The organism is Enterococcus sp. FSL R5-0957, from assembly GCF_038008005.1.
GTDB classification, from domain to species: domain Bacteria; phylum Bacillota; class Bacilli; order Lactobacillales; family Enterococcaceae; genus Enterococcus_B; species Enterococcus_B faecium.
The window spans coordinates 49,496-76,190 of the sequence record NZ_JBBOYG010000002.1 but is presented as its reverse complement, the minus strand read 5'-3'; the positions used below and the strand labels follow the sequence as shown (position 1 = coordinate 76,190).

Genomic DNA, 26,695 nt, shown 5'->3' with positions numbered 1-26,695 from the left:
TTAAGGTGTGTAGACTAGAAGAAAACATACCAGGAGGAATTTTTATGTCTAAGAGAACACGAAGAACTTTTTCACAAGAATTCAAGCAACAAATCGTCAATCTTTACTTAGCTGGAAAGCCACGTGTAGAAATCATTCGAGAATATGAACTAACGGCTTCAGCATTTGACAAATGGGTAAAGCAATCTAAAACGAGTGGTTCATTCAAAGAAAAAGATAATCTTACGCCTGAACAAAAAGAATTGTTAGAACTACGTAAAAGAAACCAGCAATTAGAAATGGAAAATGATATTTTAAAGCAAGCAGCGCTGATATTCGGACGAAGAGACAAGTAATCGATGCGAATAAGCATCTTTACCCTATATCAGCGATGTGCAGAATATTAGGTCTATCACGTCAGTCCTATTATTATCAATCAAAACCAAAGAAAGACGAATCAGAACTTGAAGAAGTAGTCGCTGAAGAATTTATCCGCAGCCGAAAGGCCTACGGCTCAAGAAAAATAAAAAAAGCCTTATCAAAACGAGGCATTCAGATCAGCCGACGAAAAATTAGTAGAATCATGAAAAATAGAGGATTAAAATCGAGCTATACTGTTGCTTATTTTAAAGTACATCATTCTACTTGCAATGAAGCCAAAACGACAAACGTATTGAATCGTAAATTCTTAAGAGACAACCCATTAGAAGCGATCGTAACAGACTTGACTTATGTACGAGTCGGGAAAAAATGGAATTATGTCTGTTTCATTTTGGATCTGTTCAATCGAGAAATTCTCGGCTATTCTTGTGGAGAACATAAAGATGCCGTTCTAGTAAAAAAAGCATTTAGCCGTATCAAACAACCTCTGACAGAGGTTGAGATTTTTCATACTGATCGTGGAAAAGAGTTTGATAACCAAGCTATTGATGAATTATTAACAACTTTTGACATCAATCGATCATTGAGTCATAAAGGCTGTCCTTTTGATAATGCCGTAGCTGAATCAACTTATAAGTCGTTGAAAGTAGAATTTGTCTATCAATACACATTTGAAACCTTACAACAATTGGATTTGGAGTTATTTGACTATGTCAATTGGTGGAACCACCTTCGGTTGCACGGTACACTTGGCTACGAGACACCGGTTGGTTACCGTAACCAGAGATTGGCGCAGCGAATCCTTGATAATGAGCTCGGATGTGCTAACGCTAGCGAGGCAGTCTAACTTTAACTGTTAGCTCCTGCCGAAGATCGTCACATCCGAGGAGGCTCATTGTCAAGGACAATCGGAATAGCATACGGAAAGAAGTTCTGCACCTTATAAAATTTGTCAAAAAAACTGTTGCCATTCCACAGTAATCCTATTATTAATACAATAGCTAAACCTATCCTTCCTTCAGAAGTGTTTATAATTGTTCTAAAGAAATTTATACGTATAATAATACCAGCTATTGCAGAGATTACTATAGGAGGTATAAGCGGAATCCATATTTGTTTTTCATTCGTTTTATTAAAAAGATAGAAAATGATTAAAAGAGCTAACAATATAAGAAATATCCCTAAATTATTTGATAATCTTACTTGTAATCCTGTGTTTAGTTGGAATGATAGTAAAAAGAAGACAACTAGTCCTACTCCAAAGAATAGTGACAATATTATATTCATAATCTTAGATTCATATCTATATAAACAATATCCCATAAATAATAATAAGGCGATAACAAGAAATACCAGATAAACACCTGAGATTAAGAAATTACCAATATCAATATATTCTTCAAATGAGACTAAAATGGGTATAAGTTTCAGTAAACATAATATCCCTAACGAACTAATAATAATTTTTATTGTATCTATCACGTTTATAGGCAATTCTTTAATAATATTGTCAGCTACTTGTTTAGGATTTTTACCTAAATAGTATTCCGCGGATTGTCCGTGAGCCTGTCCTTCCAATATATCTTCTAAAATCTCTAATAACATTTCTTCAGACTTTTTTTCATCTCTTATAAGAGACATTACTCTAATGTAAACTAAAAGATTGCCATAATATTTTTTGTTTTCTTTTGTTAGGTGCTCTTGGAGTTCCGCATTACGTTCAATAATCTTATTAGTTTTCATATTCATCAACCCCTTTAATTAAATTTGTAAGACAGCTATTGAGCTGATTCCACTCTTTAAAAAATTCTTGCTTTTCTTTGATTCCTTTTTCTGTTAATGAGTAATATTTTCTTCTGGGCCCGTATATTGATGGTTTTAAACTACCTATTATTAGCCCTTTTTTTTCTAAAGATAACAATAATGGGTATATTGTGCCTTTAGATATATTTTTAAATCCATAAATATCTAACTCTTCGCTTATCATGTATCCATACATCTCTTTTTTAGAAAGAAGAAGTAAAATACAACCATAAAGTATTCCTTTTAGCATTTGAGAATCAATTTTATTTGTCATTTTAATAATTCCTCCAGAGGTATTATGTTTTACATGATACCAAAATTGTAGTAACTTGTAAAGCAATATAGCGAAGCATAAAAAAGAGCGGAATTTTCCACTCCTTAATAGTCGATTTTCAGCCTATTACAACAGCTTTCTATTTATTTAAAAAGTTTGCAATAGATATAGCTATTAAACAAATAAAGAGTGTAAAACCAGCATACCCTAAAACAATAATCCCTTTTTCAATTCTTCATTCATCATAAGCCCTGCCTTTTAACGGTTGGTAGGTACTGTTCAATGGCTTTTTTAAGGTACTTAGCCACATTGCGTTTGGAATAGGCTTCTTGTTTGCTTGCAACATAAGACAAGTGGTCTTTCACGCCATTTAATCCTCGTAAGGATTTCAGTTCGTCATATAGTGGGTAAACATGGGCTTGCAAGCCTGCCATCAATTTTGTATCTTGCATTTCAAAAGGACTTAACAACATGTTTTCTAAAAGTAAAGTGGTATATTTACTTCCCATTGCTTGAAAAACAAGGGCTTGCTCTGTTTCTTCTTTTTGTTCTTTGTCGGATTGATAGGTTTTATCTTCTAGCTTGTAGCTGTTTTCGTCCGCTGTCCGTTTCTTCTCAATATGAAAAACTATTGAGTCAATCGAACGTCCCTTTTTCACTTTGTCATAGGTCACGTTGAAAGTTGTCCGTTCTGAAATTTCCTTTAAAGAATTTTTTATTACATAACTTTCAAAGCTTTGAAAACGTGGATATTCCTTAATTGTATCTGTCATGATACGCAACTCTTGCATTGAAATTGAAGGGTTGCGATAGGCTTCCACTTGTTCCGCTCTTCGTCCGCCTTTGACACTGTAATGCTCGTATTGGTTATAGTTCATGGATAACCAACGATACAAGATAATACTGTACTTACTGTTTAATTCTGCTAAGTCAGACAAAGCATGTTGCGTAAAATTCTTTTTGAGATTGATTAAATAGGGCATAATGGCTTGGTCGAAACGGATAGTCACTTCGTTATTATAATCGTTCCACTCCACGTAAGGAATAGGAACAATGCTTTTGAATTTAAAGCCTTTATCCTGTTCTTCCTTGATTTCAAAATAGGCTTCTTTTTGCATAGCTCGTACTGCTTCTTTAAATCGACTATGTTTGTCATTGTCGGATACTTTAAAGAAAGCAAAAAGGTCAGTTTTTGAGAGATAAACCGTATTGTCTTTCGGTGGTTCTTCCGTATCAATGCAAGACACCGCTAACTCAAACATTTTGAGAGGCGTTTTATCCATTTTAGCAATACTAGTGATTAAGTCGTTATGCTCCACGACTTTACGTTTTGAAAGTTCATTCAAGGTCAGCACCTGCTTTTGTTTGTCTTGTTTTTCTGTTATAATTGCCATAGAGAATACTCCTTTGTGAGTGTTTAAGAATAGGCATGAAGAAAAACATTTTGCCGTGTGATTTCTTCATGCTTTTATTGTACTAAAATATAGCAAAATTAACAAGTTTTTTTATGCTATATACACAGTTTTCTTATGCTGTTTAACTTTTTAAATCATTATAAACACTGACTTTTTAACCACGCAAAAGAACAAAAGATTAAAATATATAAGATAAATATATAATAGGCTTCGCCTATTTTTTATTTTTTTCAAAAATTTAAAACCAAAGGTCAAAGTCATCAAAAAAAGGAGTGAGCGAAAACCACGCTCACATTTTACTTGCAGCGTTCACTTCGTTCACTCGCTAAAAGAAAAGATCAAAACCACTTTTAGGGATTTATTGGATTCCCTCTAATTGCTCATATAAGCTGTTTTAACTGTTTGACTAGCTAAATTACTCATATCATGCAATCAAGCGTCTTACAGACGGTAAGGGCAAGCCCTAACAACCCTTAAATGGAAAACCGATATTTTGTTTAACTTGTTTTTTTTTACAACTTACAACAAGCTATTCAATTCAAAATCAATTTAAACCCACTTAAAAGCTCGTTTAAGCATTCTTAATGCTCCCTTTGAAAAAATATAGACAGTTTCGAATTAAAGTCGCTTAAATCAAGACAAGAAGAAACTCAAAAATTGCTTCGCATTTTTGAGTTCCTCAAGCAAAACCGACCTCTTTTTCAAAGAGATCGGTTTTTTTTATTCAATTTCATGCTCCTTTCACACATAAAACCCGCATTTATAACAGCCACTATAGCAACAATTACTGAAATATAAATATTAAAATCAAAAAGACCCAAAGTGATAAAAGTTAATAAAATCACGTTAAGAATCAAAGAAATAAAAAACGGCAAATCAAACTCTGTCTTCATAACAATCCCCCAATATTTTTTTATTCTAACTCAGACACACTATAACTCATTTTTACATTTATTCCAATTTCCTTTTCAGCATAAAAGATCGCCTGATTTTCATATCAAAAAAACATCGAATTTCAAATTAATTCTCGTTTTTCAGTCGCCACACGGACTATGCAATCAAACAGCATGTTTGCCCATTTACATGAAAACGAAGTTTGCATGTAAATGGGCAGTACCGAGAAAATCAATATTGAAAAAAATAAAAAAACTATATTTAGAATAGTTTTTTTATTTTTTAACTGGTAAAATTTAGATGTAAAAAAGGGGGATATATATGTCACTTAAACAACTATGGTCTGAATTGTTAAATAGAAAATGGGTAACAGATTTGCTATTTCTTATCATGTGCATTGTCATAGCAGGCATATTCTTAACACCTGTTTTGGCAATTCCATTTGGTATACTTGCTTATTTCTTTTTATTAGACGAGGAAGAAAATTAAGTCGTTAATTGTGTTCTTTATTCCAATTTCCTTTTCGGTATAAAAGATCGTTGCACCTTTTTCAACTTCGCAGATTAATTATCTAGAAAAATTTAAAACTATTTATGTTTATTTTTAATTTTAAGCCCGTTTAAGACATTTTTAGCGTTTTTCTAGTAAAAAAGTACTTATAATTCAAAAACGGCTCTTAAAACGCAAATATGAGCCAAATAGTCAAGACAAGAAGAAACTCGTTTTCAACTCGTTTAAAAACCATAAACATAAGGAGTGATAGTATTGAAACTCATCAAATTTTTAATCCTATTTTTAATATCTTTAGGGGTTCTGTTGCGAAGTTTGAAAATCAAACGCGCCCTCTCTGAACTCCAAATATCTTAGGCTGTTATTCCCATTAATACCTTGATTTCAGTAGACACCGAAAAGCCGAAGAGCGTTCCATTTCTTCGGTTCTTTTTATATATTCCTCGAATGGTCTCCATGCCCTTAATCGTGGAAGAGGCTGTACGGAGACTTTGATAAAATTTATTTCGTCGTTTAATAGGTCGATGGTCTTGTTCTATTAAATTGTTAAGATACTTCACAGTTCGGTGCTCTGTCTTAGTATATAAACCCACACTCTGTAACTTTCTAAAGGCGGAGCCAAGAGAAGGTGCTTTATCGGTCACAATTGCTTTCGGCTCACCAAACTGTTTATGGAGTCGTTTTAAGAAAGCATAGGCTGCTTGCGTATCCCGTTTCTTTCGTAACCAGATATCTAAGGTTAAGCCGTCCGCATCAATTGCACGATAAAGATAATGCCCACGTCCCTTAATTTTGATATAGGTTTCGTCCATTTTCCATGAATAGAAGGATTGTCTATTTTTCTTCTTCCAAAGATAATAGAGGACTTTGCTGTACTCTTGTACCCAACGATAAATCGTAGTATGACAAACATTTATTCCACGATCATATAACAATTCCTGAACTTCACGATAGCTTAGATTGTAACGCAGGTAGTAACCAACAGCGACAATAATGACGTCTTTTTTGAATTGTTTGCCTTTAAAATGATTCATTACTCTGTCCTCTCTGTCTTTTTTCTCAATTTTACACTAAAATAGATTTTTTGGAAAACTTTGCAACAGAACCGATATTATTTAGAAAATGATATACTGCAAGGTGTTATAAAAATAGGAGGAGTTAAGATGATTAATTTAATACAGGAAAATTTGGACACTTCAATAGCTATGTTGACATTAATTGTATCAGTATTAGTAATATTTTTAGGGCTAAGTGATGACCAGAAAGGTAAACAAGAACAATTAAAATTTATACTTGTCTCATATGCAGTTATCATTTCAATAATATTATATACTTCTAAATTTCCAAATTTTATGATCAGTGTACTAGTATTATTCTTTGTTATAGGTGGATTATCTTATTCAATAAATGATAAGTTTGATTTAGAAAAGGAATTAAGTATCCCTCAGCTTCTACTTTATTCATCTTTTTCATGGTTTTTTATAACAAGTAATTATATTTTGATCTTTAATATTTTATTGATATATACATTAGTTCATATATTAAATATCGATTATAATCTATCTTTAATAATTATAAGCATTTCTTTGATACTCCAATACTTATCTATTGTGAAAGATTATTTTGGAATAAATTCTTATAAAGAAACATTTTCTAATTTAAAAAATATAAATTTAGGTGTAAAAAATAATAAGCAAGCTAAAGATGTGTTGGAAGAAAATTTTGTAAATGAGAACCTAGATTTAGTTGCTTTTGTGTTATATGTTGAAGATAGATATTTATTTGATAGAAAAAAATTTCATATAACATTTAAGGATATACTAAATTCAAAGAGAGATCCTGTTATATTTAAAGATAAAATAATCTATGAATCAAAAAGTAAGTTTGAAAAGTACAAAAGAGGTTATTCTACAATTGAACAACAGCTTATTCGACAATATTCTATTAGTGATCAAGCATATAGGTATAAGTGTAGACGGAAATTATTTTTTGATTGGATATACACGCCATTATTTAGTAAAGCAATATGTCGTAGAAAAAGTAGAGTATATGGCAAGAAAAAAAAGATTGCTAAGAAAGAATTAATTTGGAATTTAAAATTGATGTTTCTTTATAATTATTTTATTAATGTATTAAAAAATCCAAAAAATAAAAATGAATTAATAAAAAATATGAGTAAGCAATCTCGTGTTGAGGAAAATGTTTATAAAAAAATGTTTGAAATATTTAACAAGAGTTCCAAAAAAGAAGAAATGAAAAGAAAGATACAAGATAACTTACAAAAGGAATATAATTTTTATTAATATAAACCCGTGGTGCTAGTTAATTTTAATATCCTAAAGATGGATTTGAGTCAATATCTTGGACACATTTTAGTAGAGACGGTTAAGCCATTTTTTCTTTTGCTAATTCTTCAAATTCCTGTGGGGTTAGATAGTGAATCGAGCTATGGATTCGATTTCGGTTATAAAATCCTTCAATGTAGCTAAATAGCGCTCGATTTGCTTCTTCAAAATCTGAGTAGCTAGTCGTGTAGACTTCTTCTTTTTTCAATGAGGCATGGAAAGATTCGATTCCAGCATTATCATAAGGTGTTCCTTTTCTACTATAAGAATGCCTTATTTTGTTGGTTTTAAGCCATTGTTCCACTTCTCTTGCTGTGTATTGGCTGCCCAAGTCAGTGTGTAGAATCATTCCTTCTGGAATGTGATAATGTATTTTTGCTTTATTCAATGTTTGAATGACACAATCCACAGTCATTCGTTTTGAAAATGTATAACTAATAATTTTTTTCGTGTGTAAATCCATGATTGAAGATAAGTAACACCAACCATTTTTCTTAGTAGGAATGTACGTAATGTCAGCTGCCCATTTCTCACAGATCGTTTCAGTAGAAAAGTCCTGATTTAAGAGATTCTCTTTTGAAATGATCGGTTTATTAGACCTTTGAGGTCTATATTTTTTAACTACAATCGACCTTAAATTTAATTGTTTCATTAGCTTTTGGACATGTTTAAGAGATACTGAAATCCCTTCTTTTAATAAAACTTGATGGATCTTTGTGGCACCATAGCGTTGTTTATTCGTAAAAAAAATTGTTGAAATCTTCTTTTTCAACTTATTATTTCTGATTTCTGTAGCTGTCAACGGTTTATTCTTATAAAAATAATAGACACTTCTAGGGATTTCTAATAACCGACACAACAAAGAAACAGTGTAATCCTTACACCATTTTTCAATAAATTGAACAAGCGAATTTAGGTTTTCCGAGAGAATATGGCTGCGGCTTTTTTTAAGATTTCAAGTTCCTCATTTAAACGAGCATTTTCTTTTCTCAGTTCAGCTACTTCTTTTCCAGTCAGTCCTGTGGACTGATCAGGTAAATATAAATTCTTCCATTTGTAAATCGTTGCTTCAGATAAGCCATATTCTTTCGCTAACCCTCGAACAGAACGTCCAGTTTGATTCAGTTCAACAATCATTTGTTTAAAATTTTCTTCATATCGGGTCATAAAAATTCATCCTCTCGTAGATAAGTTTAATTTATTCTTGTCTCTACGAAAAGCTGTCTAAGATTTGATACTAACACCATTTAGCCGTATCAAACAACCTCTGACAGAGGTTGAGATTTTTCATACTGATCGTGGAAAAGAGTTTGATAACCAAGCTATTGATGAATTATTAACAACTTTTGACATCAATCGATCATTGAGTCATAAAGGCTGTCCTTTTGATAATGCCGTAGCTGAATCAACTTATAAGTCGTTGAAAGTAGAATTTGTCTATCAATACACATTTGAAACCTTACAACAATTGGATTTGGAGTTATTTGACTATGTCAATTGGTGGAACCACCTTCGGTTGCACGGTACACTTGGCTACGAGACACCGGTTGGTTACCGTAACCAGAGATTGGCGCAGCGAATCCTTGATAATGAGCTCGGATGTGCTAACGCTAGCGAGGCAGTCTAACTTTAACTGTTAGCTCCTGCCGAAGATCGTCACATCCGAGGAGGCTCACTGTCAAGGACAATCGGAATAGCATACGGAAAGAAGTTCTGCACCTTATAAAATTTGTCAAAAAAACTGTTGCCATTCCATCTGCATACATGGTTTCATATCGTTCAATCGTTCCTAAGTATGATTCAATTTTCGGTACTGCCGTGACGTACATTTTTGTTTCATAACCTTTAGATTGAAGCATTGTGGCTGTTTGGATAGGAACGTCTGTTGTTCGTCCTGTTCCTTCAATCACTAAATTATAGCCTTGATCGCTTAAACGGCTAATAAGTGCTTCTGTCATACGAACATAGTTGATTTATTCACCATACTTCCCATTACATCGTAAAACGCTATATTTAAGATTTCAAACAACTATATTAATAGGAAGAAAACTTCTTTTTTCCTCTTAGTTCTATAAAAAGTGTGGCTAATTTGAGGCAAAATATTAAATTAAATTTGCCACAAATTAATGGCTCCACTATTATTTTAAATCAAGAAGTAGTAAATAATCTTATTTTTTTACTACCAGACTGTCTTTAGATATTAGCTTTTCGTCACCCACTACAGTTGACATAGACCCACAAAAAACTTAAAAACCTTGCGATGTAAGACTGGCACGGAGAAGACCAATCTATCATCACAAGGTAAGAGTATTCAAATCTTATTGAAGACTCAAATAATAACAAATTTTAATTAAGGATAGTAATATCATAGATTTTTCTAGAAGTTTCTTGAGGTGAAATTTTCGTTACCTGTCTTTTATCTTCTAAGAAATTACCTTCTTCAAGTGAAGTGGAGAGACCACTCCAAGGTTCCAAAGCAATGAATGGACTTTTATTAGTTGTAGACCACAGAATCAAGTTCGGAAAATCATCAAAATCTACTCGAAGACCTTTACCAGACTTCCTTGACCGAAGCGTTACGCTACGAGACTTGAGCTGGTCAAGTGTAATGGCATCATGGGAAAAAAGTGAGTAGTCCAAATCGAGAATCTTTTGATTTTCCAAAAAAGGTGTCCGATCTTGCAAATCTAATAATCCTGTCTCAGGAAAACTCTTTGGTATCGAGCAAGACTCAACCTCACTAAATTCAATATAATAATCCTCATAGTTTTCACCTTCTACTAAAGGACAATTGAATGCTGGATGGGCTCCAATAAAGTAAGGCATTGTTTTTTCTATTTCCAAGTTCGTTACCTGAAATTCGGTTCTAATTGATTTACCATTCAAGGTATAAACAACTCTCAGTTCAAACTGATATAGGTAATTATCAAGCATCTCAGCATTTGGTTTAATACTAAAGGTCACGCTATTATCATTGACTTCTTTCAGAATAAATTCTTCTTTTCGAACAAAACCGTGTCTACGAATAAGACCTGTAAAAAAGGGTCTTTCTTGAGGTCTATAAATAGCCCAATCATTTCGTAAACTACCACAGATAGGAAATAGAATAGGCGCCTGTCCATTCCAATAATTTGGATCAGCTTGCCAGAGATACTCTATCCCATCCTTGTCTTTAATCGAAGTCAGTTGACCACCAAGTGTTTTAAACTGAACAGTAAGATACTCGTTTTTTAATTCGATAGTCACAACTAATTCCTTTCTTTTTATTATTGGAAAGGCAAATAATTTACCTCGAAGTGAATAGTCTCACGTATTTCTACATCGAGTGATTGTAAAAATTCCCATTCAAATGCTGATAACTCTAAATCAGAATGGCAAATCCACTCTTTTCCAGTTAAAACATACCATTTACCACATTTTAGCAACGGGGGTAGCTTCAAGCTCAGGAATCATAGGACAATCTTCGAAACTAACAATATATACCTTTTCAAAGCCTGGTCTAAATAAGTGTTGTACTTTTTCTAAAGTATCGGATAACAATTTTTTACATTTTCAAGTAATATTACTCTATCACTTGAGTTTCTGCTACTTTCTTATACCAATGAGCTGATTTCTTAGGATAGCGTTCTTGCGTGTCAAAGTCTACATAGAATAGTCCATAACGTTTTTCGTATCCGTTTGACCATGAGAAGACATCCATAAGTGACCAGATGAAGTAACCTTTAACATTTGCACCATCCGCAATTGCGTCTGATAAAACTTCCAAGTGTTTCTTCACGTAATCAATACGACCATCATCATAAACGGTATTATCTACAAACTCATCTTTGTATCCAAGACCGTTTTCAGTGATGTAAATCTTCTTGTAGTTTGGATAATCATTTTTCACTCGCATGATTTGGTCATACAAGCCTTCAGGATAAATAATCCAGTCCCAATCCGTTCTAGGCACATAATCTGGTGCGATTCGGCGACCAACACCTTTAATCTGGTACTTAGAACTTCCTTTTTCACCCTTACCATTGTGAATGATTTCAGTCTCACCATCAAAGGCTTGCATCCAATCACTCATGTAGTAGTTGATACCAAGGAAATCGTTCAAATCTTTAGCTGCTTCAAGTGCTTGGAAGTCTTCATCACGAAGATCAAGTTCTCCACCATTTTCAGCTAGGATGTGGTTGACCCCTTCCATCGTTTTATCTGAATAGTGTCCAAGGTAGGTTGCATCCAAGATAAATTTGTTATGGATGATATCTTCTAACTCAGCGGCACGAACATCTGCTGGATTTTCTGGATCATAAGGGTATTTGGTTGGCAACGCATGTACTACACCAATTTCGCCTTTATAACCTTTATCTTTATACAATTTCACAGCACGTGCATGAGAAACCATCATATTGTGGTGTGATTGGAAGACCTTGGCAAGATCATATTGAATGCCTGGAGGGAATTTACCAACCAAGTATTGACCATCTCCAATTGGGCCAATTTCATTGAAAGTTGTCCAGTAGTTTACTTCTGGGAACTCTTCAAAACAGAAAGCGGCATAATCTACAAAGTGTTCTATATTTTCGCGGTTTAAGAAATCTCCATCTGAGTGAAGAACTTCTGGTGTGTCAAAGTGGTGCAAAGTCACGAATGGCTCAACATGATGTTTGTGGCACTCGGCAAAAAGATTATGGTAGAATTCAACACCTTTTTCATTTACTTCGCCATAGCCAGTTGGGAAAATACGAGACCAGGCAATTGAAATACGAATACCATTAACGCCATATTTTTCAGCTAATTCTAAATCAACAGGATATTTATGGTAAAAATCACTTGCAGGCTCTGCTGTGTACCAATAATTGTCTTCAAGATACTTATCCCATGCAACTGGGCCTTTACCATCCGTGTGAGTCGCACCTTCTGCTTGATAAGCAGCTGTAGCACCACCAAAAATAAAATCTTTAGGAAGTGTTTTAGTCATAACTATAAATCCTTTCAAAAAAAGCATTTGAGACGATATTCTGAGTTCCGGAAACCAAGGAAATGAAATGAAATGCAATGATATGGTTAACAATATTATAAGGAACTGAAAGAATAATCTCGTCTCAAATAACTTTTACAAATTTATTAATCAAACTGTTGTTGAACAAATGCAAGAGCACCTTGTCCATCACGTGTCAATTTGATATATTGAGCTCCTTCAGTTTTTGCAAGTTTAATGCCCAATTTATCTGTTTCAGCCTTCATATCATCGAAGTTTGAAGCGACCTGTGGAGCCAAGATAACCAAGTCAAACTCTGGCAACATTTCACGGTGAGCACCATAACTACCCGCTGCCGCTTTGACTGGAACATTGTATTCTGCTGCTGCTTTGTTCAAGGCATTGGCAAGCAAGCCACTTGTACCTCCACCTGCACAAAGAACAAGGACATTAGTTTCTTTTGTGATATTATTGTTTGCTGCTACATCTTCTTTAGCAACGCCTGCTTTTCCAAGAACGGCATCTGCTTTAGCAGTATTGAAGTTTGCAGCTACTTTTTCTTTAAGAGCATCGTTTGTTTTACCAGAACGTTCTTCTTCAAGAATTTGTTCATCGTATACCTTAACAAATGGGTAATAAATGATAGTATCAACAACTACCAAGAGTCCGGCTAAGATAAATGATAGAACTTGGAAGTTAGTACCGAGTACAATTCCCAACGGACCAGGAGTAACCCATGGAAGGTTGGCAGAGAATGAGTTCATGTTCAATGTGTCAACAAAGAATTTAAAGATCCAAACGTTGACAATCGGAGCGAAAATGAACGGTACAAAGAAAATCGGATTCAATACGATTGGTGCACCAAATAAGATTGGCTCATTAACCCCAAAGAATGTTGGAACAACTGAGGCACGTCCGATGGCACGGTTACGTTCTGATTTACAAATCCACATGAACAAGAATGGAACAATCAATGTAGCTCCTGTTCCACCCATGGTAACAATAAACATTTGAGTACCAGAAGTGATAACTTTATCTGCATGTTGTCCAGCTTGGATAAGATGCAAGTTGGCATCGATATTGGCATAAGAGATAGCAGCGATTGCTGGTTCGACAATTGAAGGACCGTGGATACCAACAAACCAGAAGAAGGCATAAGCACCAAAGATAAGTGTAATTCCAAGGTAACCATCTGCAGCTGAGAAGAGAGGAGCAAGAAGGGTACCGATTGATTCTGCAACGGTTACACCAAGAGTTCCCTTAACAATGAGTTCAAATCCATAAAGGAGAACAACCGATACAGTGAATGGAATCAAGTCTTTAAATACTTGAGAGATATTTGGTGGAACCTCTTCAGGCATACGAATAGTAACATTATTTTTCACACAGACCTTGTAAACATTAACTGTCACAAAGGCTGCAATAAATGCTGTCAAAAGACCTTTTGTTCCCGTGAAGGCTGTCAAGAAGCCTCCTTCTTTTGCAGGCTCAGCTGCCATCAAAAGGAACCCTACCATAGACGCTAGCATCGTAGATAAGAAGTTAATCTGATTGGTCGCAGGTAGGTCACGGTTCATTGAGTCCGTCAAAGCTTTAGCGGTAGTACCACCAACAAAGAATGCTAGGATACCCATCGAATAGCTATAAGGAGTCATCAAGAAGGTCTCAATGTCTTTTGACCAGTGGAATCCCCAAGCATTTGGGACATAGGCAATAAGGATAAAGATAGATGAGAAAAGGATGACTGGCATACCAGCGATAAATCCATCACGAATAGCACGAAGATAGATGTTTCGAGAGATTTTCTCAAAGAACGGTTTCCCTTTCTCAATAAGTTCAATGAGTTTATGCATTATTTTGCTCCTCTTTTATAAAGTTCGATGAGGTGATGAATCACATCTTTTAATAAGACAGTAGTCATTAAGTGGTCCTGACCATGCATCATGGTAACGCTGTATGGAAGTTCCTCCCCAGAAGCTTCTCGAGCCAACATAGCTGTCTGAGAATTGTGAGCCTCTGCAATACAGCTTCCTGCTTCTACTACAAGACTATCTGCCTTAACGAAATCACCATTTTCAGCCGCTTTAAGCGCTTCTAAAAGTTTAGAGCGAGCATCTCCAGCATAAGCAACAATTTCAAACCCTAAGAGAGTCATCTCTTCTCTGTTCATAACAATATCCTCCGTTTTATGTTTTTACTATACTTTATCAGTCCATGGACTAGCTGTTTTAACAAGAACTTTGTTAAGTTCATCAATATTTTCGAATCCAGTAGTACGCAACCATTCACGTGCTGCTTTTTCACCTTCTTTGATGTAAGGTTCTACAGATCCTGCCCAAGTAGCACGTCCACAAAGCACACCATTAAACTTGGCACCTGAGTCGTGAGCAAATTGCAATGTTTCTTGGAACAATTTAGCAGATACACCTGCACTTAGGTAGATGTATGGAAGGTTAGTCGCTTCTTCTTGTGCTTTAAAGAAGTCAGCAGCTTCAGCTTTACTGTAAACCACTTCACCATCAGCAAAACCTTCGACATATTTAACGTTAACTGGTACTTCTACTTTAAGAACATCAATGTTAAAGCGTGGATCAGAGAAAACTTTCATCGCTTCAATGACTTTGCGAGGTTTCACTTTTGCATATTCAACAGAACCTGCATCTGAGATTTCTTCATCATAAGCAAGGATTTCCAAGAAGAAAGGAATATCTTCAGCGACACATTCAGAACCAACACGTTCAATATAAGCTTGTTTTTGTTGGTTAAGTTCATCTGAGCTGTCTACATCATAGTAAAGCAAGAACTTAACGGCATCAGCGCCTTGCTCTTTGATACGTTTTGCAGACCAAACATCCAAGCAGTCAGGCAAACGTTTTGTACTTGATGTATCATAACCTGTTTTTTCATAGGCAAGAAGAAGACCTGCTTCTTTATCCAATGCTTTTGTTGCTGGAAGTCCATATTCAGGGTCAAGCAACATTGAAGAAGCGTATTTTGTAAGTTCATCAGCAACCAAAACCTTTAGTTCTTCCATTTGAGCTACAGTTGGTTCTGTATCTTGATACTGTGCCATCAAACGTTTCAAAGCACCACGTTGGTCAAATGCCAAAGCTGAGATAACACCGTTTTTATCTGAAATTTTTTCCAAAGATTTGCGTTTCTGTTCTGTAAGTACCATTTTTATACCTCTTTTACTCCAATTTGTGAGTTTAGTGTTTCGTAATTAGTCATATTCACATGCCCTGTCATTGTTTCTTGAGCATTTAACATACCCAATGTCATCGCATGTTTTAATAAGTCAGCGTCACTTTTTTTACTATTTAAAGCTGATGCAATACCAGCTACCGTTGAGTCCCCTGATCCGACTGGATTAACAACTGGGATATCAGGAATATCTACCTTATAGAAAACATCACCATGTTTTGCAAAGGCACCGTTTCGACCTAATGAGACCACTATCCATTCGATACCACTAAAAAGTGACTCTTTAAGAACGTCTTTGAGTTCTTCAATATCTTTTGTTACTTCTTTTCCAAGCAACTGTGAAAGTTCCTCATTATTAGGTTTGATGGCAGTAGGTTTAGCCGACGATTTTAGAACTGTTTCAAGAGGTGCACCTGAACAATCCAAAACGACTGCTACTCCTTCATCCGAAGCAAGTTGGATAAGTTTTTCATAATAATCGTTGGGAAGTCCTGAAGGTAAACTTCCTGAAATTGTCACAACTTCTGATTGTTTAATAAGATTGCTATAGTGGTCAAGAAAGCCTTCTGCTTCTTCATGAGAAATTGTTGGTCCTTGTTCCAAAATTTCTGTTTGGTTACCCTCGTGTAAGATAGCAATACAGTTTCTAGTGTTTCCTGAGATTTTATAAAAAGCTGGACTAACAGGAGATTGTTCTAATTCGCTTTCAATAAATTCACCAATTTTACCACCTAAGAAACCTGTAGCAGTAACTTTATCACCAGATTCATACAAGACTCTAGTAACATTTAAGCCTTTTCCACCAGCTGTCTTACTAACATCTTTCACCCTATTCACTGTATCAATTTTCAATGTTTCTAGAGGATAAGAGATGTCTACTGAAGGATTTAGTGTGACTGTCAGAATCATTTGTTATACCTTAATCGTGGTAGTCACCACGGTCCCATCTTTCAAGGAATTCTGTAAAGAAATCTTCATCTGCTTGATGTGCATTATGTGTTTCAACGTGTTCGATTTTTGCAATCAATTTTTTATTTTCTTCTGTTGGTTTGTACTCAGCTTCAATGAAAGCTTCAATGATGTCATTCATAAGAAGACCACCAGTAATCTTTCCACCGAAACCGATAACATTCGCATTTAACTCTTCTTTTGCATATATAGCTGATGTCATATCACGAACCAACGCTGAGCGAACACCTGGAACTTTATTGACTGCATTGTTAATGCCGACACCTGTACCACAGATACATACTCCCAAGTCTGCTTGACCACTTACTACTGCTTCACCGACTTTTTTACCATAGATAGGGTAGTGAGTACGTGCGTGGTCATATGTCCCGAAATCAAGGACCTCATGTCCTTTTGATTTCAAGAATTCTGATACTGCCATTTTTTCATCTGTGACAATGTGGTCACATCCAATTGCGATTCTCATTCCTTAACTCCTTTTCTTAACACATCTTGTTAAGCATATCTACTCGGATTTGATGACGTCCGCCATCATATTTACCATTGACGAAACCTTTAGCGATGTTTTTAGCAAGCTCATCACCGACGATTTCAGCGCCAACCGTAATCATTCGTGAATTGTTATGTCCACGTGTCATATAAGCTGAGCGTTCATCTGAAACTTCTGCTGCAACCATACCTTTAATTTTAGTTGCTACCATGAATGGACCAGCTCCATAAGCATCAATTACAATACCTAAGTTTTGCTCATCTTTATTTACTTCAGAGGCAACTGCCAAGGTAACATCAACAAAATCTTGTCCGTCCTTAGTCACATCAATTACCTCAAAACCTTCTTCTACAAGAAAATTTTTCACAACATCTTTTAATCTCGTACCTTTGAGATCTGCACCAACAACAATAGCCATTTTGACCACCTCCTAAATTTTAGAAAGAAATGCTACGTAGAAGTAGAAAACATTTTGCAAAATGTTCGAAAAAACGTTTTCATCATTTCTTTGTTTATATAATATCAAACATTCAAACAAAAAGCAATGCTTTTTTGTTTATTTTTTGTTTTTTTTATTTGTTTTTTTAAAAAATAGATAACACCGTTAAATTATTGTTCATTTTTGTTCATTTAATCCATCACAAAATGGACGTGAAATATCTATTCAAGTATTACAAAAGTCTTTTACTTTCTATAACTTACTGATTAAGAGGTCCTACTTTATTTTCGTCTTATACAAAATCTGACCTAAGCTAATATACGTCAATCCTCTGTTCTTATTTCATCATCTAACATTTATTTTTGTTTGAAATTGTTTGTTTTACCTTGAAAATATTGTCTTTTATGATACAATTAAAAGAGAATTATCTTTGGAAAAAAATTACTTTATGAAAGAAGGGTCTTCATATGAACAAAAAACGACGATTAGAAAAAATTTTAGATATGTTAAAGATTGATGGGACCATAACCATAAAAGAAATAATAGATGAACTAGATATTTCCGATATGACAGCCCGTAGAGACCTTGATGCTCTAGAAGCTGATGGACTTTTAACACGTACTCATGGTGGTGCACAATTGCTTTCCTCTAAAAAGCCACTTGAAAAGACACATATCGAGAAGAAAAGTCTAAATACAAAAGAAAAAATTGACATTGCTAAAAAAGCCTGCTCTTTAATCAAAGATGGCGATACTATTTTTATTGGACCCGGAACTACACTTGAACAACTGGCATTAGAATTGAAAGGTCGTAAAGGTTATAAAATTCGTGTCATTACAAATAGTCTCCCTGTGTTCTTGATTTTAAATGATAGCGAAACCATTGATTTATTGCTTCTTGGCGGTGAATATAGAGAAATAACTGGAGCTTTTGTAGGTTCAATGGCTTCGACAAATTTAAAAGCAATGAGATTTGCCAAAGCTTTTGTTAGTGCAAATGCTGTTACCCATAATTCTATTGCTACATATAGTGACAAGGAAGGTGTGATTCAACAACTTGCCCTAAACAATGCTGTAGAAAAATTCTTATTAGTAGACAGTACTAAATTCGATCGATACGATTTCTTTAACTTCTATAATCTAGATCAACTCGATACCATCATTACAGATAACCAGATTAGCCCTCAACACTTAGAGGAATTTAGCCAGTACACTACTATTTTAAAAGCGGACTAGAATTATGACTTATAAAAATATTGTTTTTGACCTTGATGACACTCTTTATGACCATCAACTCCCCTTTAAACGTAGCGTTGAGAAATGTTTTCCAACGATTGATATCCAACAAATAGATAACATTTACAAACGTTTCAGATATTGGTCTGATGTTGCTTTTCCTAAATACACGAAAAAACTCATCAGTATTGAGCAGCTTAGAATTTTTCGCTGTCAGAAGACTATGGAAGAATTTGGCATCGATAGTATTTCTAGGACAGAATCTCTAGACTTCCAAGCTGACTATGAATATGAACTCGATCAGATTACGATGATTCCTGAGATACATCAACTACTGCTGGCTCTACATAAAAACCGCATCCCAATAGGTATTCTAACTAATGGCCCTGTTGACTTACAGAGTTGAAAACTCCAAAATATTGGTGCCTATCAATATTTTGAAAAGCAAAATATCATCATTAGTCAGTCCACTCACGGAGGAGCTGCAGAAAATAGCTATGAAGGTAATGTAAAAAACTTACAAAGTTACCGAAATGTCCAATTATCTAAAAGGGCTATAGAAATTCTTAAAGAGGAAATTGAGTTAAATCACCAACATATAAGATTCAATCCTGATTATAAAGATAATGGATGGATTTTTACTTCCAAAAGTCGTCATAAACCCGACTATAATGGAACACCTCTTCATTATAGTGTCCTTAACAATTTCCTCAACTCACCTGAAAATGGAAAATTAAATCGAAAAGGTAATCCAAAACGAGCAGGAATTGATATTGATAATAAACTTAGTTTTAATAAACATATTACGACCCATATATTCCGTCATACGCATATTAGTTTCTTAGCAGAGCAATGAATACCCCTAGAAGCAATTCAAGACCGTGTAGGGCATTCTAGAGGTAGTCGTGTAACAGAAATTTTATTTGCACATCACTAAAAAAACAAAGGATCAAATTATACCTATCCTTGATACTCTTACACAATAAGTGTGGCAAATCTGTGGCAAAACATAAGAAAAAGGCTTGTCCATATTGGACAAACCCTTTATTTTCAAGCTTATATAACCTAATTAAGCTTTACCAGCTGATTAGAATAGGATGTTGCATGTTTTACTACGTCTTTTTCATAGAGTTTCACTAATTCGTCAAAATTTGGGTGCTGTTGTTTGAACGTATCATTATCAATGATAACAACATTTCAAGATCAAGTCCTAAAAAACCGCTATATTTGCCAAAATTCGCTTTTAAATAAGCAAATTCGTTCTCTGTAATAAATGGTGTATCTGTTCTTGGATAACTCAATAATTTTGCTTCATACAGTCCTTGCATAGCTTTTAAAGTTTGGCTCGCTGTCGCTTTATAAAGCTGATTGACTTTTGATTGCAAACTACTTAAAGAAAACAAACTCGGACTATTCGTTTTCTTCTCTTTGGTTTGAACATCAGCAATTATCCCCTCTTGATTGCCTATTTTAGCTTTTTTAGAAGAAACAAAAGCTAAAAAGCTCCTCATGGGTTTTAAAACGCTGTGTGGGGCTTAGAACGCCCTTAAATGACCCTTGTTTTACTTTTATACTAGCTTCCACCTCGAAAAAAGGTTCTTTTTTAAAATTCTCTATGGCTTCCTGGCGCTGAAAAATAAGGTATAAGGTGGGCGTTTGAACACGTCCTAGTGAAAATGTACCTTGTACGCCCTTCTGTTGTAAATTTAACGTATACAAAGGGCTTGCGTTCATGCCGATCAACCAATCGGCAATTTGGCGTGTTTGCGCTTCTTGATAAAAGGGATAGTAATTCATTCCTGGTTGCAAATTTTGAAAACCGCTTCGGATCACATCTTTTTCTAAGCTATTGATCCATAGTCTTTTAAATGTTTTATCTTTTGAAAAGGCATTTGCTTTATGGATAATCGACCAGGCGATATTTTCACCTTCTCTGTCGCTATCTGTTGCAACAATAATTGTATTTGCCTTTTTGAGAAGTTCTGCAACATTTTTTGGTGCTTTGTTTTAAAGCACTTGCGTAGGCTAATGCCTGGCTTGGTTTTTCAGCTAAAATAACCGTACTCATTCATTCTCTCCTTTTTTCCTAATTTTAGATAGCTTTAGTTATTGTTGCTTCGTGTCACCTGAATAATCGCCATAGTAATTTTTCAGTCCTTGCCTAATACCAATGACAAAAACTACGATTCCTAAAATAATCATTGGAACAACCTTGATTAAATCTCTTATGATTTCAGGTTTGTCCATATAAAGGGCTTTGCTTGGAACAATCCAGTAAGCAATATCTTGCCATAAACTAGCAAAATTCAATACAAAAACAATAAACGCAATTAAAGACAGCAATAACCAAAACACAACGATAAAATTTGTTTTTTTCATTCCTCACACACTCTTTTCTATTTTTGTTTAAACTTCCTTTTTTAAGATATTTTTCTAAATCCAAGTAGTTCCTAGAAGTTGATCCCAAAAAACATTGTAAAAAAGAAACCATACAGACTTGCGATAATGCCAACTATTCCTAATAAAAGCAAAAATAAAGCCGTTCCCCTACTTTGTTTCCTTATTTTAAAACTACCAATGATTAACACCACACAGACAATCAGAACCAACAAAAATATAACCAAAAGAACCTTTCGATCTTGAATAGCTTTGAATACCTCCACTTGGAACATTTCCTTAAAAAACTACTTTCTCATTTCAAATTCTTTTCCAAACTGTTTAACATACATTTTTTCTAGGGTGTCCTCCAGTAAGTATAATTTTTTTGGAGAAATATACGCTTTATCCCAGTTCCAATCACTTAAATCATACCTACCAATGTCGGCAATTTCCCTTACTTCTTTAATGGATAGGTTTAACACTTTTCTTAGTTCATCTATTTTTTTATACTGTTTTTTCCTTCGTAAAATCGTTAGTAAGTTGAGGCATCCCATAACAAACACTCCGATAGAAATAACCCATTCAGAGTGAAAATGAAGCAACTTACTGATAAGTAGGAAAATAATCCAAATTAAAACTAAAATAATTGAATATAAAAGGTCTATCTTCTCATTTGCAAACAATTTCTTCATAATGTCTATCCCTCATTTCTATTACTATTACTTTCTTGTTTTCTCTTTTATGCTATCTTCACCACGTTCATATTAATCTAAAGGCCTATCAGCTACTGAAATGCCACACCGCTGTCGATACCTTCTAAACGTTCGGCGATTGATTCCAGTTTTTTCTTCAACTTTTTTATCGGATAAACCATTCAAAAACAAATCGAAAGCATGCTTTAAACGTGGATCATTTTTTTTAAATTTCAGTTGCCGACCTTTGAATTTGCCTTTTTTCTTAGCAATTTCGATTCCTTGTGCCTGACGTTCCTTAATTTTTTTTCGTTCTGATTCTGCTTGATACTTGTAAAATTCAATGACAAGGCTATTAATCAAACGCCTTAAATTTTCATCTTCAATCCCATTCATTGAGGGTAAATTTAAGACTTCCAGGGTTGCCCCCTTAATTTGAATTTGATTCATCAATTTGTCATTTTTATATTTAATTGGTACAGTTTTTTCTAATTATTTGTCATATTCATAGTCAACTATAGCTACAAAAGCAACTAATTTTGGAGATAGATTGAGATATTTAAAAATTTATCATGAAAAATTAGTTGCTTTTGTCACTTAGCGCTGAAAATTTATGCCATTTATCTAGAAAAATGACAGCTTTATAGTGTATAAAAAAATTAGTGTTAATTTTGAGTGTACCGTAATTAGACAAAACAAATAAAAAAGAATCAAATAGTTAAATATTTAATCCTGTAAAATATTATCTTAATTGTCAAATTAAGTTAGACAAATCATCAATACTTACGTAACTCAAAAATACTTCCAAAGGTGTTCGATAATTCAGTGATTTTCTAGGAATATTATTTCGTTTCGATGCGACAGATTGAATAAAAGATTCATCTACTGAATTGAAATCCATAGATTTCAATAAACCATCTCTACGTAACAATCCGTTAGAATTCTCGTTTAGGCCTCTTTGAGACGGCGTTCCTGGATCAGCGAAATAAATGGCAATATCATTGGCATTACTGATCTGTTTCCAATTTGAAAATTCCTTTCCACAATCAAAAGTGATGGATTTGAATAGATTTTTCGGTACAGATTCAAACCAATGATTTAATTTGTTTTCAATATCAATCGCTTGTCTACCACACGGTTTCAATGTGATGATAACTTTTGATAATCGCTCAACTAAGGTAATTACAGCACTTTTATGTTTCAAACCTACGATAGTGTCACCTTCAAGGTGACCAAACTCATTTGAGAATTGGCTATAATCTTTTTCACGTTCATGAATAGAGCGACGGAAAGCTTGTTTTCCACGTCTTTCTTGATGTCCATTTGGTTTACGCTTGCCTTTCATCGGTAAGTCAGAAGGATTAAATAGCCCCTTTTTGAACATACGATAAATGGTACGAGCAGAACAACGAATAGGAAACGCTGCACGACCAACAATCACATCGGGTGTCCATCCTTGAACAACCTTTCTTTGAATATATTCTGATTGTTCCTCAGGTAAAACAAGCGGGCGTCTACCACAGTTTGATTTGTTTTTCTTATACTGTTGATAGTACTCTAAGGCTGATTTTCCTTGCTTGAAGAACAGGTATACTTTATGGATCGTTTGTCTTGAACGATTCAAGCAATGCGCAGTTTTCGCAACAGATTGATTTATTTTGAAATAAGACTCTATCATTACAAGTTCATCCGTTGTAAGATGGGTATAGGTCATTTGTACTCACTCCTTATAATTCTTTGGACGGAACTATTTTGAGTGTAGCACAAATGACTTTTTTAGTTGTCTAGCTTAATTTTACAATCGGCGTTATGTTAGTCAAATTTAATTGTGATAACATTTTTATATCTACTTTTATTTATTAAGATATCCGAGTTTTCACTTAGAATTTTGGGAGCGTGATTAGCAATATTATCCTTCAGATCACTGGTTCCATGCTTTACCCCACCTGTTTTAATTTCATTAAATGTAGCAAAAATATATTGGTTATCAGTTTTTTCCATAAGTTTTCGGAATAATTCTTCTTGTTTATCAGTCAATCTAACTTCGATAATGTCTGCTAAAAGCAATTCATAGCATTCAAAAAAATCACCATATTCTACATCTGTTATATGTCTTCCACAATATTTATATGTTAAATCTCCAAATGTATCTTTGTCCAGAATATTTGTTGTAAATAATTCTTCAATAAATTCCCTGCTGAGATTATTTATATTTTCCCTATAAGGAGTTTTATCAAATCTTTTTATAAATCTTCTTAAATCTTTATTTTTGACGTATAATCGGTAATCTCCCCTTGTAGTAGTGTCTATAGGAATTCGATCATCATCTTCAACTGGTATTTTTTCTGATAAATACTGTGCTTCTTTAGGTTCTAATTTATATGCGCCACCTACTGGTTGATACTTTTTTGTCCGTACATTCTGTACTAAAAAATATTTTCCGTCTACTTTTATCCTAAATAAATATGCAAAAGAAATTCTTATTTTAGTGTCCTTGTGTATCAATCCAGCTCTTTTTAATTTCCGTTGGGAATTTTTCCAACTTTTATTATCACTTAAATCTATCATGCTTGATAAAAAATAAGGAATTGTAATACCTACAAAAGTGCCGCTTAGAATTGATCCAATAGAATTTTTTATAAATTCAAAATAAAATATTCCGCCTAAAAATACACATGAGATAACAAAAAGAAACAATATTTTTAATACTATCATTTTATAATTATAATTTCCCAAGCTAAACACCTCCAATTGGAACATCTACATGTCCAATTCCTACACATACGTCATCTTTTATTAAGTAACACTCAATGAAATGATTACCACGAAAATTAGTATTTTCAGTTATTTGGCTACCTCTATCTTGAATTTGCCCACGAATATCATTTCTTTTTTCAGCTTCGTGTCCTACATTTAATACCTTCCATAAAATTTTATCGTATGCAGGGCAATTAGTACTTTGAATACTACATTCAATTTTAAATTTAGGTGGAATGAATTTATTTAGGCGTGGTGCATATTTGTCCAAATACTTCTGCAAAGACATTAAAGTAAACCCGTTTCCTGATACTTTACAATCGATTGTTACATCAAATTGTTCCAAAACAGGATATAAATCTCCTATAAATTCTTCAGTGTCAGTAAAACTTTGTTTTTTAACTGTATTTGATAACTCGTTCCAATAAGAATGCTCAAAAAATATTTCCCAAGCTTTTACTGCCTCTTCGAAAGTACACTCATCATCAAATAAAATATTTAGACTGTCAAGTTGAGTTTCAAGTCTATTTTTCCAATTTTTCATACGTTGATAGTCTATGTCACGATTTACTAATGGCCTTCCATTATCAACTGGAGCATATACCTCTAAATAAACATTTAAACGATTTACAATATTCTTCATTGTATAATAAAATATTTCATCTAATCTTGAATAACTTTCATTAAAATTTTCTTCACATATAACGGTTTGAATCAAGCCACTTGGCATATTTTTCCATGATTCTCTTGATTTACAGAACATTTTAGATAAGCGGATAACTTTTCTTAAATTGTCTCCTTTATCTTTTATTCTTTCACTAAACCATAATTCTAAGTCCTTTATATGTCTTACTGACCATTCTGATCCAGAATGCTCATAAATGTAATCATCATCAGGATTTTTTTTATATCTTTTGAACACTGCAAAATCAACGTGGTACCCTTTTGCACTGTATTTCAAACGTACACAACTTGTTTTTACTTCAGGCTCTTCTGCAAATTGCTTAGTTTTTCTTTCTAAAGCATTAGCTACCATATTTCTGGTAGCTAAAGAACCTAATTCATTTAAGTTATCCTCTTCAAATACTATCCCAACATCAATATCGTAGTCTTGTTTATCATTTTGAGTGATAGTATGCATGGCCATACTTCCTTGAATTCTTTCTTCTGCAATCTTATAATCTTTATTTTTTTCTGAGTTATACTCTGATAATCCCTCTTTTAATCTTTTAATATTAAGTTTACGTTTTTCTCTCAATTCATTTTGTTCTTTTGCTGAAAGTACAACTTTTTTTCTATAGAATTTTTCTAATTCTTTGGAACAATCATACATCACTATCACCCTTCTTTGTTTTCTTCCTACTTTCATTAGTAACACCATACTTCATTCTGTACCTTCTAAATGTCCTTCGATTGATCCCTGTTTGCTCTTCTACTTCTTTATCTGTAGATCCAGCAAAAAATAATTTAAATGCTAATTGCAGACGTTTATCATCTTCTCTATACTTTGGCTTCCCACCTTTATATTTTCCTTTGGCTTTAGCAAGTGCAATTCCTTGTTGCTGCGTTTCGCGAATATATCGACGTTCTTCTTCAGCCTGGTACTTATACAGTTCAATAATTAAGTTATTAAGTAATCGACGCAAATTATCATCAGTTATACCTGTTAACGCTGGTAAATTCAAAACTTCCAGGGTAGCTTTCTTCAACTGAATCAAATTCATCGTTTCTGTTAGCTCTTTATTATTTCGTCCAAGACGTTTTAATTCTGTCACAACGACGATATCATCTTCACGTATGAATTTCATCATTTCTTGAAATCCTTCACGATTGGTATCTTTCCCACTTGCCTTGTCAGTAAAAATTTTATCACAGTTTGATAGCAATTCTAACTGTCGATCTAAATTTTGATCAATACTGCTTACTCGAGCATATCCAATTTTAGCCATAGAAAAAAACT

The 26,695-nt window shown here is 34.0% G+C and carries 24 protein-coding genes and 6 pseudogenes; 6 read left to right on the top strand and 24 right to left on the bottom strand.

Annotated elements, in window-relative coordinates; translation table 11 throughout:
* Nucleotides 1–44: 44 nt before the first annotated feature.
* A protein-coding gene (locus MKX69_RS12870; protein WP_086956687.1) for an IS3 family transposase occupies nt 45–1,207 on the top strand; the annotation gives its coding sequence in 2 pieces (ribosomal slippage) (nt 45–321 and nt 321–1,207; 1,164 coding nt in all).
* Nucleotides 1,208–1,236: 29 nt separating this feature from the next.
* Here MKX69_RS12870 and MKX69_RS12865 read toward each other — a convergent pair.
* From MKX69_RS12865 to MKX69_RS12855, 3 genes are all read right to left on the bottom strand, one after another.
* Nucleotides 1,237–2,103 (bottom strand): hypothetical protein, encoded by an 867-nt coding sequence (locus MKX69_RS12865; RefSeq protein WP_341010557.1) that lies wholly within the window; start codon nt 2,101–2,103, stop codon nt 1,237–1,239.
* Nucleotides 2,093–2,437 (bottom strand): PadR family transcriptional regulator, encoded by a 345-nt coding sequence (locus tag MKX69_RS12860; protein WP_005877417.1) that lies wholly within the window; start codon nt 2,435–2,437, stop codon nt 2,093–2,095. The genes MKX69_RS12865 and MKX69_RS12860 overlap by 11 nt, the downstream gene beginning before the upstream one ends.
* A 242-nt stretch (nt 2,438–2,679) precedes the next feature.
* Nucleotides 2,680–3,831 (bottom strand): RepB family plasmid replication initiator protein, encoded by a 1,152-nt coding sequence (locus MKX69_RS12855; RefSeq protein ID WP_005877419.1) that lies wholly within the window; start codon nt 3,829–3,831, stop codon nt 2,680–2,682.
* Between the two features lie 1,236 nt (nt 3,832–5,067).
* Between MKX69_RS12855 and MKX69_RS12850 the strand changes: the two genes are divergently transcribed.
* Nucleotides 5,068–5,235, top strand: coding sequence for a VraH family peptide resistance protein (locus MKX69_RS12850; protein WP_005877422.1), 168 nt, complete (start codon nt 5,068–5,070; stop codon nt 5,233–5,235).
* A 374-nt stretch (nt 5,236–5,609) separates the two neighbouring features.
* Here MKX69_RS12850 and MKX69_RS12845 read toward each other — a convergent pair whose 3' ends face one another.
* Nucleotides 5,610–6,290, bottom strand: a complete 681-nt coding sequence (locus MKX69_RS12845) for an IS6-like element ISS1N family transposase (RefSeq protein WP_016177626.1) — start codon at nt 6,288–6,290, stop codon at nt 5,610–5,612.
* Nucleotides 6,291–6,419: 129 nt separating this feature from the next.
* On the opposite strand from MKX69_RS12845, the gene MKX69_RS12840 reads away from it, so the two are divergent.
* The gene (locus MKX69_RS12840) at nt 6,420–7,559 is read left to right on the top strand and encodes a hypothetical protein (RefSeq protein WP_053001818.1); all 1,140 of its coding nucleotides are present in this window, start codon (nt 6,420–6,422) and stop codon (nt 7,557–7,559) included.
* Nucleotides 7,560–7,641: 82 nt separating this feature from the next.
* Here the strand turns inward: MKX69_RS12840 and MKX69_RS12835 are convergent.
* Nucleotides 7,642–8,768 (bottom strand): IS3 family transposase gene (locus tag MKX69_RS12835; protein ID WP_094850654.1). Its coding sequence is split into 2 segments (ribosomal slippage): nt 7,642–8,540 and nt 8,540–8,768, totalling 1,128 coding nucleotides; the frame shifts between segments, so codons are not numbered across the junction.
* 64 nt (nt 8,769–8,832) lie between these two features.
* On the opposite strand from MKX69_RS12835, the pseudogene MKX69_RS12830 reads away from it, so the two are divergent.
* Nucleotides 8,833–9,228: pseudogene (locus MKX69_RS12830) on the top strand (transposase); the annotation flags it as partial.
* On the opposite strand, the pseudogene MKX69_RS12825 reads toward MKX69_RS12830, so the two are convergent.
* The 10 genes and pseudogenes from MKX69_RS12825 to lacA all read right to left on the bottom strand — a co-directional run.
* A pseudogene (locus MKX69_RS12825) lies at nt 9,212–9,562 on the bottom strand (zeta toxin family protein); the annotation flags it as partial. The pseudogenes MKX69_RS12830 and MKX69_RS12825 overlap by 17 nt on opposite strands.
* Nucleotides 9,563–9,947: 385 nt before the next feature.
* Nucleotides 9,948–10,847 (bottom strand): aldose 1-epimerase family protein, encoded by a 900-nt coding sequence (locus MKX69_RS12820; RefSeq protein ID WP_341010556.1) that lies wholly within the window; start codon nt 10,845–10,847, stop codon nt 9,948–9,950.
* Nucleotides 10,848–10,867: 20 nt separating this feature from the next.
* Nucleotides 10,868–11,141: pseudogene (locus MKX69_RS12815) on the bottom strand (DUF3884 family protein).
* 22 nt (nt 11,142–11,163) lie between these two features.
* A complete protein-coding gene (gene lacG, locus MKX69_RS12810; protein WP_010723875.1) occupies nt 11,164–12,570 on the bottom strand; it encodes a 6-phospho-beta-galactosidase in 1,407 nt (468 codons plus the stop codon).
* Between the two features lie 146 nt (nt 12,571–12,716).
* A complete protein-coding gene (locus tag MKX69_RS12805) occupies nt 12,717–14,423 on the bottom strand; it encodes a lactose-specific PTS transporter subunit EIIC (RefSeq protein ID WP_142427895.1) in 1,707 nt (568 codons plus the stop codon).
* Nucleotides 14,423–14,740 carry a PTS lactose/cellobiose transporter subunit IIA gene (locus tag MKX69_RS12800; RefSeq protein WP_142427894.1) on the bottom strand — a complete coding sequence of 106 codons (318 nt, stop codon included), beginning with the start codon at nt 14,738–14,740 and terminating at the stop codon, nt 14,423–14,425. Before MKX69_RS12800 ends, MKX69_RS12805 begins: the two co-directional genes overlap by 1 nt.
* 27 nt (nt 14,741–14,767) lie before the next feature.
* Nucleotides 14,768–15,748, bottom strand: coding sequence for a tagatose-bisphosphate aldolase (lacD, locus tag MKX69_RS12795; RefSeq protein ID WP_002290551.1), 981 nt, complete (start codon nt 15,746–15,748; stop codon nt 14,768–14,770).
* Between the two features lie 2 nt (nt 15,749–15,750).
* Nucleotides 15,751–16,683, bottom strand: a complete 933-nt coding sequence (gene lacC / locus MKX69_RS12790; RefSeq protein ID WP_002290553.1) for a tagatose-6-phosphate kinase — start codon at nt 16,681–16,683, stop codon at nt 15,751–15,753.
* Nucleotides 16,684–16,693: 10 nt separating this feature from the next.
* Nucleotides 16,694–17,209: a galactose-6-phosphate isomerase subunit LacB gene (gene lacB / locus MKX69_RS12785; RefSeq protein WP_002290554.1), complete on the bottom strand. Its 516-nt coding sequence runs from the start codon at nt 17,207–17,209 to the stop codon at nt 16,694–16,696.
* A gap of 16 nt (nt 17,210–17,225) precedes the next feature.
* A complete protein-coding gene (gene lacA / locus MKX69_RS12780; protein ID WP_002290555.1) occupies nt 17,226–17,651 on the bottom strand; it encodes a galactose-6-phosphate isomerase subunit LacA in 426 nt (141 codons plus the stop codon).
* Nucleotides 17,652–18,139: 488 nt separating this feature from the next.
* Between lacA and MKX69_RS12775 the strand changes: the two genes are divergently transcribed.
* Nucleotides 18,140–18,907 carry a DeoR/GlpR family DNA-binding transcription regulator gene (locus MKX69_RS12775; RefSeq protein ID WP_002345826.1) on the top strand — a complete coding sequence of 256 codons (768 nt, stop codon included), beginning with the start codon at nt 18,140–18,142 and terminating at the stop codon, nt 18,905–18,907.
* 4 nt (nt 18,908–18,911) lie between these two features.
* Nucleotides 18,912–19,313 carry an HAD family hydrolase gene (locus tag MKX69_RS12770; protein ID WP_341010555.1) on the top strand — a complete coding sequence of 134 codons (402 nt, stop codon included), beginning with the start codon at nt 18,912–18,914 and terminating at the stop codon, nt 19,311–19,313.
* A 668-nt stretch (nt 19,314–19,981) separates the two neighbouring features.
* Here the strand turns inward: MKX69_RS12770 and MKX69_RS12765 are convergent.
* From MKX69_RS12765 to MKX69_RS12725, 9 genes and pseudogenes are all read right to left on the bottom strand, one after another.
* Nucleotides 19,982–20,104 (bottom strand): annotated as a pseudogene (locus tag MKX69_RS12765) (zeta toxin family protein); the annotation flags it as partial.
* Nucleotides 20,098–20,975 (bottom strand): annotated as a pseudogene (locus MKX69_RS12760) (DNA topoisomerase); the annotation flags it as partial. The pseudogenes MKX69_RS12760 and MKX69_RS12765, both read right to left, overlap by 7 nt.
* 38 nt (nt 20,976–21,013) lie before the next feature.
* Nucleotides 21,014–21,286, bottom strand: a complete 273-nt coding sequence (locus tag MKX69_RS12755; protein WP_161843059.1) for a hypothetical protein — start codon at nt 21,284–21,286, stop codon at nt 21,014–21,016.
* Nucleotides 21,287–21,591: 305 nt separating this feature from the next.
* Entirely contained in the window at nt 21,592–21,978 is a 387-nt protein-coding gene (locus MKX69_RS12750; protein ID WP_341010554.1) for a hypothetical protein, read from the bottom strand.
* A 72-nt stretch (nt 21,979–22,050) separates the two neighbouring features.
* Nucleotides 22,051–22,434 (bottom strand): annotated as a pseudogene (locus MKX69_RS12745) (recombinase family protein); the annotation flags it as partial.
* Between the two features lie 298 nt (nt 22,435–22,732).
* Nucleotides 22,733–23,692 (bottom strand): IS30 family transposase, encoded by a 960-nt coding sequence (locus tag MKX69_RS12740; protein ID WP_000222573.1) that lies wholly within the window; start codon nt 23,690–23,692, stop codon nt 22,733–22,735.
* A 98-nt stretch (nt 23,693–23,790) separates the two neighbouring features.
* On the bottom strand, nt 23,791–24,714 hold the full coding sequence (locus MKX69_RS12735; RefSeq protein WP_025481241.1) for an SMODS-associated NUDIX domain-containing protein: 924 nt from the start codon (nt 24,712–24,714) through the stop codon (nt 23,791–23,793).
* A 1-nt stretch (nt 24,715) separates the two neighbouring features.
* A complete protein-coding gene (locus MKX69_RS12730; RefSeq protein ID WP_341010581.1) occupies nt 24,716–26,068 on the bottom strand; it encodes a nucleotidyltransferase in 1,353 nt (450 codons plus the stop codon).
* Nucleotides 26,061–26,684 carry a recombinase family protein gene (locus MKX69_RS12725; protein WP_341010553.1) on the bottom strand — a complete coding sequence of 208 codons (624 nt, stop codon included), beginning with the start codon at nt 26,682–26,684 and terminating at the stop codon, nt 26,061–26,063. The genes MKX69_RS12730 and MKX69_RS12725 overlap by 8 nt, the downstream gene beginning before the upstream one ends.
* Nucleotides 26,685–26,695 lie beyond the last annotated feature (11 nt).